Raw genomic sequence first — 9,728 nt, 5'->3', positions numbered from 1 at the left:
ATGCCGGGCCAGCACCGCGTCCACCTCCGGCGTCAGCGCCGCCGCCAGACGAGCCGCCGCGGGGCGGCCCTCGTCCCGCAGGGCGTCGACGGCGGTGAGGATCACTGCGCGCAGTCCCTCCTCCTCGGGCACACCGGCCGCTGCCCGCTCGTACAGTCGCGCGCCCTCCTCCAGGACGACGTCCGTGTCCATGCCCGCCGGGATCTTGATCTCGGCATGATGGCGCCAGGTACTGACCGGGTCCCCCCACGCCTCGACGGTGAACGTCCACAGCCCGGGCTCCCCCGCGGTGACCGTGGCACCCCATCGGTCGGTCCCCGGGGCCAGCTCCCGCAGGGGCGTGAACGGGCCGGGGCGGCCCTCGGGGTCCTTCAGGACGACATTGGCCGCCACCGCGTCGTGCCCCTCTCGGAACACGGTCGCCGAGATCTCGAAGGTCTCGCCGGTGACGGCCTTGGCGGGCCTGCGTCCCTGCTGGACCGCCGGGCGGACATCCAGGACGGGTATGCGCCCGACGGCGGTCGCGTCGCGGCGTGGTGGCGCGGCCGGTGGACCGGGGTCGGCCGGGCGTGCGGGGCGTGCTTCGCCGCCGGGTGCGCGCGCCCCGGTGGTGCGGCGGTTGGGGGGTGCTGGCGAGTGGTGCTTGGCGGGCATGACCGCTCCTGTCCGCGTCAACGTGGGTAGGCGGATGTCTGTGGGGAGGTGGGTCCTGCATGGTGCTCCTGAGAGGGGTACCCGCAGGAGCCTTCCCACCCTATTCGGGTGGGCAATCCGGCACGTTGTTAACTACTCACGCGTATGTCGACACACAAGACCGGCCTCGTCCGCGACGGACGAGGCCGACCCCTGCCGTGGCTGCTCCTTCGCCCTACCCGCGCGGCACCCGCAGTAACTTGTCCGGCGAACCGAAGCCCCGGCCGGAGACCTTCCCGGTCGCCGCTGTGGCGGTCAGAGCCCTCCCGACCTGCGCCGGAGTGGCTTTTGGATGATCGGCCAGATAGAGAGCTGCCGCGCCGGCGGCGTGCGGGGACGCCATCGAGGTACCCGAGAAGGTGGACCATGCGGTGTCGCCCGCGGCGGACGCGGAGGTGATGCCGACTCCCGGCGCGAACAGATCGAGGGCCGGACCGTGGTTGGAGAAGGCCGGTTTTGCATCCTCCCGGTCGGTCGCGCCGACCGTGAGGGCCTGCTTCACGCTCCCCGGGGAGTACAGACCGGCCGGCCTGCCGTCGTTGCCCGCGGCGACCGTGTAGGTGACGCCGGAGGCGATGGAGGCGCGGACGGCGGCGTCCAGCCGCTCGTTGCGCGGTCCGCCCAGACTGAGGTTGGCGACCGCGGGTTTCTTCGCGTGCCGGGTCACCCAGTCGATCCCGGCGATCACCCGGGCCGTGGTGCCCCCGCCCGCGGCGTCGAGGACGCGCACGGAGACGATCCGGGCCTTCCTGGCGAGGCCGTGGGTCGTCCCGGCCACCGTGCCGGCGACGTGCGTGCCGTGACCGTTGGCGTCCGAGGCGACCCGGTCGTTCCCGACGAAGTCCCAGCCGTGGCCCGCCCGGCCTGCGAAGTCCTGGTGGGTGGCCCGGACTCCGGTGTCGATCACGTACACCGTCACTCCCGCACCGGCCGACCGGGGCCAGGTGTAGCTCCGGTCCAGAGGAAGCCGCGGCTGGTCGACGCGGTCCAGCCCCCAGGACGGGGGGTTCTTCCCGGTGCCGTCGAGGCGCACGCGCGTGTCCTGGACGACCGAGGCGACACGGGGGTCGGCGGCCAGCCGAGCGGCCTGTCTCCCGTCCGCGCGGACCGCGTAACCGTTCAGGACCGTGCCGTAGGTGTGGCTGATCTCCACCCCGTACTTTCCGGCGAGGCCCTTTCCGGCCGCCGACCGGGCCCCCGTGCCCTCCTCCAGTGTCACCAGGTAACTTCCGTGCACGGAGCCGGGTGATCCGGCGCCGAGTATCCGCCCCTCCGGTACGGCCTGCGCGGGCAGGGTGGTGGCCGAAAACGCCGCGGCACAGATCGCCGCGACCAGGCCCCCCGTCCGGCGCAGACGCCGCTCGCGCGTCCGAGCCATGGTCCGATTTCCCCTCCTCGACTCGGCGTACGGCGGCCGCGGCGGCGCCGCGTGCGGCGGGCGCGGGCCGGTACGCCAGAGGCAGCCTCTCGTGGCGGGTGAAGCACCACAAGGACGCCTGTGGGGGTGGAATCGGCCATATCCGCCGATGGTGCGGTTCAGGCCGATCGGGGGTCGGGTCGCGGAGCCTCAGCGGCGGGGGCGCCGACGTGGGTACTGTCGTAGGAGACGTCGTCGAAGCCCTGCGAAATCCAGCGAACGCGCCGAGGTGGAACCCGTGAAGGCGATCCGTCGATTCACCGTCCGACCCGTTCTCCCCGACCCCCTCCGGCCGCTCAGCGACCTGGCCCGCAACCTGCGCTGGTCATGGCACGCGGAGACCCGTGAGCTGTTCCGGTCCGTCGACCCCGAGCGCTGGGCGGCCTCAGGTGGCGACCCCGTCCGGCTGCTCGGCAGCGTGCCGCCCGCGCGGCTGGCGGAACTGGCCGGGGACCGCCCGTTCCTGCGCCGCCTGACCGCGGTCGCCGGCGATCTGCACGACTACATGACCGGCGACCGCTGGTACCAGACCCAGCCCGAGGAACTGCCCGCCGCGATCGCCTACTTCTCACCCGAGTTCGGCATCACGGCCGCCCTGCCCCAGTACTCCGGCGGCCTCGGCATCCTGGCCGGCGACCACCTCAAGGCGGCCAGCGACCTCGGCGTCCCGCTGATCGGCGTCGGCCTGCTCTACCGGCACGGCTACTTCCGCCAGACCCTGTCCCGGGACGGCTGGCAGCAGGAGCACTACCCCGTGCTCGACCCGAACGAGCTGCCCGTCGTCCAGCTCGAGGAGCCCGACGGCAGCCCGGCCCAGGTCACCCTCGCCCTGCCCGGCGGCAAACAGCTGCACGCCCGGATCTGGCTGGCGCAGGTCGGCCGGGTCCCGCTGCTGATGCTGGACTCCGACGTCGAGGAGAACGACCTCGGCGAGCGCGGCGTGACCGACCGGCTCTACGGCGGCGGCAGCGAACACCGGCTGCTCCAGGAGATGCTCCTCGGCATAGGAGGTGTCCGGGCGGTACGGACGTACTGCCGGCTGACCGGCCACCCGGCGCCGGAGGTCTTCCACACCAACGAGGGGCACGCGGGCTTCCTCGGCCTGGAACGCATCGCCGAACTCTGCGCCGAGGGACTGGACTTCGACGCCGCGCTGGAGTCGGTCCGCGCCGGAACCGTCTTCACCACCCACACCCCCGTACCGGCCGGCATCGACCGGTTCGACCGCGCGCTGGTCGCCCGGCACTTCGGCCCCGACGCCGAGCTGCCCCGCATCGACGTCGAGCGCGTCCTCAGGCTCGGTATGGAGACCTATCCCGGCGGGGAGCCCAACCTGTTCAACATGGCCGTGATGGGCCTGCGCCTGGCCCAGCGGGCCAACGGCGTCTCGCTGCTGCACGGCAACGTCAGCCGGGAGATGTTCGCCGGGCTGTGGCCCGGTTTCGACGCCGACGAGGTGCCGATCACGTCCGTGACCAACGGGGTGCACGCGCCCACCTGGGTCGCCCCCGAGGTGTTCCGGCTCGGTGCGAAGCAGATCGGTGTCCAGCGCGCCGAGGACGCGCTGACCGTCGGCGGCTCGGACCGCTGGGACGCGGTCGCCGACATCCCCGACCAGGACATCTTCGACCTGCGGCGGGTCCTGCGCGAGCAGCTCGTCGAGGAGGTGCGGGAGCGGCTGCGGGCCTCCTGGCGGCAACGCGGCGCCCATACGGCCGAGCTGGGCTGGATCGACAACGTGCTCGACCCGGACGTCCTGACGATCGGCTTCGCCCGGCGCGTCCCCTCGTACAAGCGCTTGACGCTGATGCTGCGCGACCGGGACCGGCTCATGGACCTGCTGCTGCACCCCGAGCGGCCGGTCCAGATCGTCGTCGCGGGCAAGGCGCACCCCGCGGACGACGGCGGCAAGCGGCTGGTGCAGGAGCTGGTGCGGTTCGCGGACGACCCGCGGGTACGGCACCGGATCGTCTTCCTGCCCGACTACGGCATGGCGATGGCGCAGAAGCTGTACCCCGGCTGCGACATCTGGCTGAACAACCCGCTCCGGCCGCTGGAGGCCTGCGGCACGTCCGGCATGAAGGCCGCGCTCAACGGCTGTCTCAATCTGTCCGTCCTCGACGGCTGGTGGGACGAGTGGTTCCAGCCCGACTTCGGCTGGGCCATCCCCACCGCGGACGGTGCCGGTACCGACCAGGACCACCGTGACGACATAGAGGCCGCGGCGCTGTACGACCTGCTGGAGCAGCGGGTGACGCCCCGCTTCTACGAGCGCGGGCGCAGCGGACTGCCCGACCGGTGGATCGAGATGGTCCGGCACACGCTGAGCCTGCTCGGGCCGAAGGTACTGGCGGGGCGGATGGTCCGCGAGTACGTGGAGCGGCTCTACGCGCCGGCTGCGCTCTCCCACCGGGCCGTGGGCCCGGACGCGGCGCGTGATCTCGCCGAGTGGAAGACGAAGGTGCGGGCGGCGTGGCCGGGCGTCACCGTCGACCATGTGGAGACGTCGGCGTCGGAGGTGCTGGCGGAGCTCGGTACGACGCTGGGGCTTCGGGTGCGGGTGGGGCTCGCGGACCTGGGGCCGGACGATGTCGAGGTGCAGGTCGTTTCCGGGCGGGTGGACGAGGAGGACCGGATCGGGGACGCGACGGTCGTGCCTCTGAAGCCGGTGGGGTCTCCCGGCCAGGACGGGCGCTGGGTGTACGAAGGGCCCTTGTCGCTGGATCGCACCGGGCCTTTTGGGTACACGGTGCGGATCCTTCCCGCGCATCGGCTGTTGGCTTCGAGTGCGGAGTTGGGGCTTGTGGCAGGGCCGTCCGAGGAGCTGGTGGCGGCTGCCGGGCTGTTGATGCGCTGAGTGTCGGCCGCGGCGGCGTGGGGGCTGGTCGCGCAGTTCCCCGCGCCCCTAGAGGGGCGCTGCGATCCGGCGCAGGACATGGCCGCAGCGCCGGGCATACGCGTGCTGGAAGCCCCTCGTCGCCGGGCCGCCCGCCTTGGCGTACCACTTGGCCGCACGACTGAACGCGTTCACCGTCAGCCAGACCGTGCCGTCTCCCGTGCGGTCGACCACGAAGGACTCCTCGCCGGTCTCCGGGTGGCCGGGCAGGGTGCCGTAGGCCCAGCCCGCCCGGCGGGGTTCCTCGACCGTCCAGACCACGCGGCAGGGGGCCTTGATCATGCCGGCGAGGGTGACGGTGACGTCGACGCCGGGGGCGGCCCGGTCCGCGCTCGCGTCGAGGCCGACTCCCATCGCGCGGTGCATCTCCCAGGTGAGGACCGCCTCCGCCGCCCGGCGGAAGACCTCCTCGCCCTCGCCGAGACGGGTGCGTACGTTCATGGGGCGGAAGCCCGGGGGACAGAAAGCCTGGTCACGGGTGGCGCCGACATCGGCGTAGGTGAAGTCCTGCGAATCCGTAGAAGACACGGTCCCCAAGAGTAGGGCGGTACCCGGACCGCTTCGGGTCCGGGTACCGCCCGGGGTCGTGCTCCGGTCAGCCGACGTTGACGGCCGACCAGGCGGACGCGACCGCCTTGTACTCGGTGCTGGACGCGCCGTACAGCGCCGAGGCCGCGTTCAGCGTCGCCGTACGGGCCTGGGCGTACTTGGTCGTCGACGTCATGTACGTCGTCAGCGCCTTGTACCAGATCTGCAGCGCCTTGGTCCGGCCGATGCCGGTGACCGTGGAGCCGTTGGAGGTGGGCGAGTTGTAGGTCACGCCGTTGATCGTCTTCGAGCCGCTGCCCTCGGACAGCAGGTAGAAGAAGTGGTTGGCGGGACCGGAGGAGTAGTGGACGTCCACCCCGCCGAGGCTGGAGGACCAGGCGTCCTTGGACGAGCCGTCCTTGCTGGGCTTGTCCATGTAGCGCAGCGGCGAGCCGTCGCCGTGGATGTCGATCTCCTCGCCGATGAGGTAGTCACCGACGTCGGAGGAGTTGTTCGCGAAGAACTCGGCGCCCGCGCCGAAGATGTCGCTGGTGGCCTCGTTCAGGCCGCCGGACTCGCCGCTGTAGTTCAGGCCGGCGGTGTTCGAGGTGAGCCCGTGGCTCATCTCGTGGGCGGCCACGTCCAGCGAGGTCAGCGGGTGGGTGTTGCCCGAGCCGTCGCCGTAGGTCATGCAGAAGCAGCTGTCGGACCAGAAGGCGTTGACGTAGTTGTTGCCGTAGTGGACCCGGGAGTAGGCGGCCTTGCCGTCGTTGCGGATGCCGTTGCGGCCGAAGGTGCTCTTGTAGAAGTCCCAGGTGATCTGGGCGCCGTAGTGGGCGTCGGCGGCGGCGGTCTCGGCGTTGGACGGGTTGCCGGTGCCCCAGACGTCGTCGGAGCCGGAGAAGAGGGTGCCGGTGCCGGAGGTGCCGCGGCCCAGGTTGTACGTCTTGTGGCCGCCGCGGGTGCCGTCCGTCAGGTTGTAGGCCGACCCGGACTTGGTGGTGCCGAGGGTGACGGCGCCGCTGTAGGTGGTGTTGCCGGTGCCGGTCTCGATGCCCTGGTACTCGTACAGCTTCTTGCCGGTGGCGGCGTCGGTGATGACGTGCAGCTCGTTCGGGGTGCCGTCCTCCTGGAGGCCGCCGACGACGGTCTCGTAGGCGAGGACCGGCTTGCCGTCGGCCGCCCAGATCACCTTGCGGGGAGCGGAGTTCGCCTCGGACTTCTCCGAGCCGGCCGCCTTGGCGAGGGTCACGGCCTGCTTCTCGGCCTTGGCGGCGCTGACCGCGGGCTTGAGCGAGGCGACCTTCAGGGTCGCCTCGGTGGCTCTGGTGACGCCCTTGGTCGCGCCGGACTTGGACGCGTGCACCACGAGGTCGCCACCGAGGACCGGCAGGCCCGCGTAGGTGCGCTCGTACCGGGTGTGGACCGATCCGTCGGCGTCCTTCACGACGTCCTTGACGACCAGCTTCTCCTGGGAGCCGAGGCCTATCGCGTCGGCGGTCCGCGTGGCCTGTGCCTGCTGCTCCTGGACCAGCGCGGTGCGGGCCTGCGCGGAGAGCAGGACGGGGGCGGCGGCGAGGGCCGGCTTGCTCGCGGAGTCCGCGGCGACGCTGCTGCCGGAGCTCAGGCCGGTGGTGAGCAGGGCACCTGCGGCAACGGCGGTGGCGATGGCGAGCGTGGCGCGCTTTTGACGCGCGTAGAAAGAGGTGGACACACAAGCTCCTCGATGTGGGGGAAGTGCTGTGCTGCTGTGGTGCCGTGCGGCGTGGGGGAAGAGTGGCACCAGGGACGCGTACATGTCAGGAGAGGGACCTGAGGTTGGCCGGAACTCGACGACCAGATGTACGCGAGGACACGTGAAACGGACGCCGCCCCGGGGGATTCGAACCCACCGGGGCGGCGCCCTGACTTCGAGGGGCCTACGGGCCCGCGTACCTATGGGCCTGCGGGCCTGCCGGCCTGCGGATCTACGGGAACGTCAGCTTCCAGCTGTTGATGTAGCCGGTGTCGATGGCCGCGTTGTCCTGGACTCGCAGGTTCCAGACGCCGTTGGCGACCTCGGAGGAGGCGTTCACCGTGTAGGTGGTGTTGATGTCGTCGGCGCTTCCGCCGGTGCCGTACCCCTTCAGTGTGTAGACCGTGCCGTCGGGGGCGACCAGGTCCACCTTGAGGTCACCGATGTAGGTGTGGACGATGTCCACCGAGACCTGGAGGTTGGACGGCGCGTTGCCCGTCCGGCCGGAGACGGTGACCGGCGAGTTGACCGCCGCGCCCCGGTCCGGGATCGCCACGTCGGCGGTGTTCTCGAAGGACGTGCCGCCGCCCCCTCCGCCGCCGGAGCGGGTTCCGACGTTGACGCCCGCCCACGCGTCCTGGACCGCCTTGTACTCGGCGCTGTCCGTGCCGTAGAGCTCACCGGTGGCCGCGAGGGTGCCGGTGCGGGCGCCCGCGTAGTTGGTGGTCGAGGTGAACTTCGTGGTCAGCGCGCGGAACCAGATCTTCTCCGCCTTGTCCCGGCCGATGCCCGTGACCGGAAGGCCGTCCGAGGTGGCCGAGTTGTACGTGACACCGTTGATGGTCTTGGTGCCGCTGCCCTCGGAGAGCAGGTAGAAGAAGTGGTTCGCGGGACCCGACGAGTAGTGCACGTCGACCGAGCCGATGCCCGAGTACCAGCTGTCCTTGGACGAGCCGTCCTTGCTGGGCTTGTCCATGTAGCGCAGCGGCGTGCCGTCGCCGTTGATGTTGATCTCCTCGCCGATGAGGTAGTCACCGACGTCGGAGGAGTTGTTCGCGTAGAACTCCACCGTCGAGCCGAAGATGTCCGAGGTCGCCTCGTTCAGGCCGCCGGACTCGCCGCTGTAGTTCAGGCCGGCGGTGTTCGAGGTGAGCCCGTGGGTCATCTCGTGCGCGGCCACGTCGATCGACGTCAGCGGGTTCGCGTTGCCCGAGCCGTCGCCGTAGGTCATGCAGAAGCAGCTGTCCGACCAGAAGGCGTTGACGTAGTTGTTGCCGTAGTGGACCCGGGAGTACGCGCCCACGCCGTCACCGCGGATGCCGGAGCGGCCGTGTACGTTCTTGTAGTAGTCCCAGGTCAGGGCGGCGCCGTAGTGCGCGTCGGCGCCCGCGGACTCCAGGTTGGACGGGGTGCCGTTGCCCCAGACGTCGTCCGGGCCGGAGAAGAGGGTGCCGGTGCCGGAGGTGCCGCGGCCCAGGTTGTACGTCTTGTGGTTGCCGCGGGCGCCGTCGGTGAGGTTGTACGTCGACCCGGACTGGGTGGTGGTGAGGTCGACCGTGCCGGAGTACACCGTGTTGCCGGTGCCGGTCTCGATCGCCTCCCACTCGAACAGCTTCGCGCCGGAGGTGGCGTCGGTGACGACGTGCAGTTCCTGCGGGGTGCCGTCGTGCTGGAAGCCGCCGACGACCGTCTCGTAGGCCACGACCGGCTTGCCGCTCGCGGCCCAGATCACCTTGCGGGGCTCACGGTTGATGCCGGGGCTCTTGGCCTCGTCGGCCTCGCCGGCGGTCAGGGCCTGCTGCCGGGCCTTCGCGGCGGACACCGCGGTCTTCGTCGTCGCCGGCTTGATGGCGGCGCGGGTGGCCTTCACGACGGCCGCGGTGGCGTCCGCCTTCGTGCTCTCGACGATCAGGTCGCCACCGAGGACCGGCAGGCCGTCGTAGGTGCGCTCGTAGCGCGTGTGCACGGTGCCGTCACCGTCCTTGAGGACGTCGCGGACGACCAGCTTCTCCTTGGCGCCGAGGCCCAGGTCCTTCGCGGTCTGCGCCTTGGCGGCGTCGGCCTCGCGGATCAGTGCGGCGCGCTGGGCGGGGGTGAGCCTGACCGACTCGGAGCCGGGCTTCGCCTTGCTCGCGGCCGACGGTGCCTTCTCCGGGGCGGCGGTGGCGGTGCCGCTCTGCACGGCGGCGGCGATCAGCGCGGCGACGCCGGCGAGGGCCACGGCCGCGGTGCGGCGGGGGGTGTGGGGAGTGCGTCTGTGGGAGGTGCCTCTTCGCGAGGAACTGCTTCTCAACACTGACTCCTTCTGCGGGACCGGGGGTCGCCCGGCCTGGGGAGGTGGAGGTGTTGCTGTGGGGTTCCTGTGGAGCAGTCGTGGGAAGCGTGGCAGGGGAGTGCGCTTTCTGTCAGGACCGCGTCAAAAGTATGGCCGGAAAAGGTTCGTTGTCCGGAAGTTCATG

The 9,728-nt window shown here is 71.2% G+C and carries 6 protein-coding genes; 1 reads left to right on the top strand and 5 read right to left on the bottom strand.

Annotated features, from left to right (window positions below; genetic code table 11):
- Positions 1-654: maltotransferase domain-containing protein (locus ACZ7EG_RS30340; protein ID WP_471085688.1), on the bottom strand; the 654-nt coding region annotated here is incomplete at its 3' end.
- A gap of 214 nt (positions 655-868) precedes the next feature.
- Positions 869-2,071, bottom strand: a complete 1,203-nt coding sequence (locus ACZ7EG_RS30335) for a S8 family peptidase (protein WP_471085685.1) — start codon at positions 2,069-2,071, stop codon at positions 869-871.
- Between the two features lie 277 nt (positions 2,072-2,348).
- Here ACZ7EG_RS30335 and ACZ7EG_RS30330 point away from each other — a divergent pair, with 277 nt between their 5' ends.
- On the top strand, positions 2,349-4,967 hold the full coding sequence (locus ACZ7EG_RS30330) for a glycosyltransferase family 1 protein (RefSeq protein WP_471085682.1): 2,619 nt from the start codon (positions 2,349-2,351) through the stop codon (positions 4,965-4,967).
- A 48-nt stretch (positions 4,968-5,015) separates the two neighbouring features.
- Here ACZ7EG_RS30330 and ACZ7EG_RS30325 read toward each other — a convergent pair whose 3' ends face one another.
- The 3 genes from ACZ7EG_RS30325 to ACZ7EG_RS30315 form a co-directional block, all read right to left on the bottom strand.
- A complete protein-coding gene (locus ACZ7EG_RS30325) occupies positions 5,016-5,543 on the bottom strand; it encodes a DUF1990 family protein (RefSeq protein WP_471085679.1) in 528 nt (175 codons plus the stop codon).
- Positions 5,544-5,601: 58 nt separating this feature from the next.
- Positions 5,602-7,248 (bottom strand): M4 family metallopeptidase, encoded by a 1,647-nt coding sequence (locus ACZ7EG_RS30320; RefSeq protein WP_471085676.1) that lies wholly within the window; start codon positions 7,246-7,248, stop codon positions 5,602-5,604.
- Positions 7,249-7,501: 253 nt separating this feature from the next.
- Positions 7,502-9,562 (bottom strand): M4 family metallopeptidase, encoded by a 2,061-nt coding sequence (locus ACZ7EG_RS30315; protein ID WP_471085673.1) that lies wholly within the window; start codon positions 9,560-9,562, stop codon positions 7,502-7,504.
- Positions 9,563-9,728 lie beyond the last annotated feature (166 nt).

The sequence above is a fragment of the Streptomyces sp. NPDC037100 genome, assembly GCF_055606225.1.
This window is presented reverse-complemented; position numbering and strand designations above follow the sequence as displayed.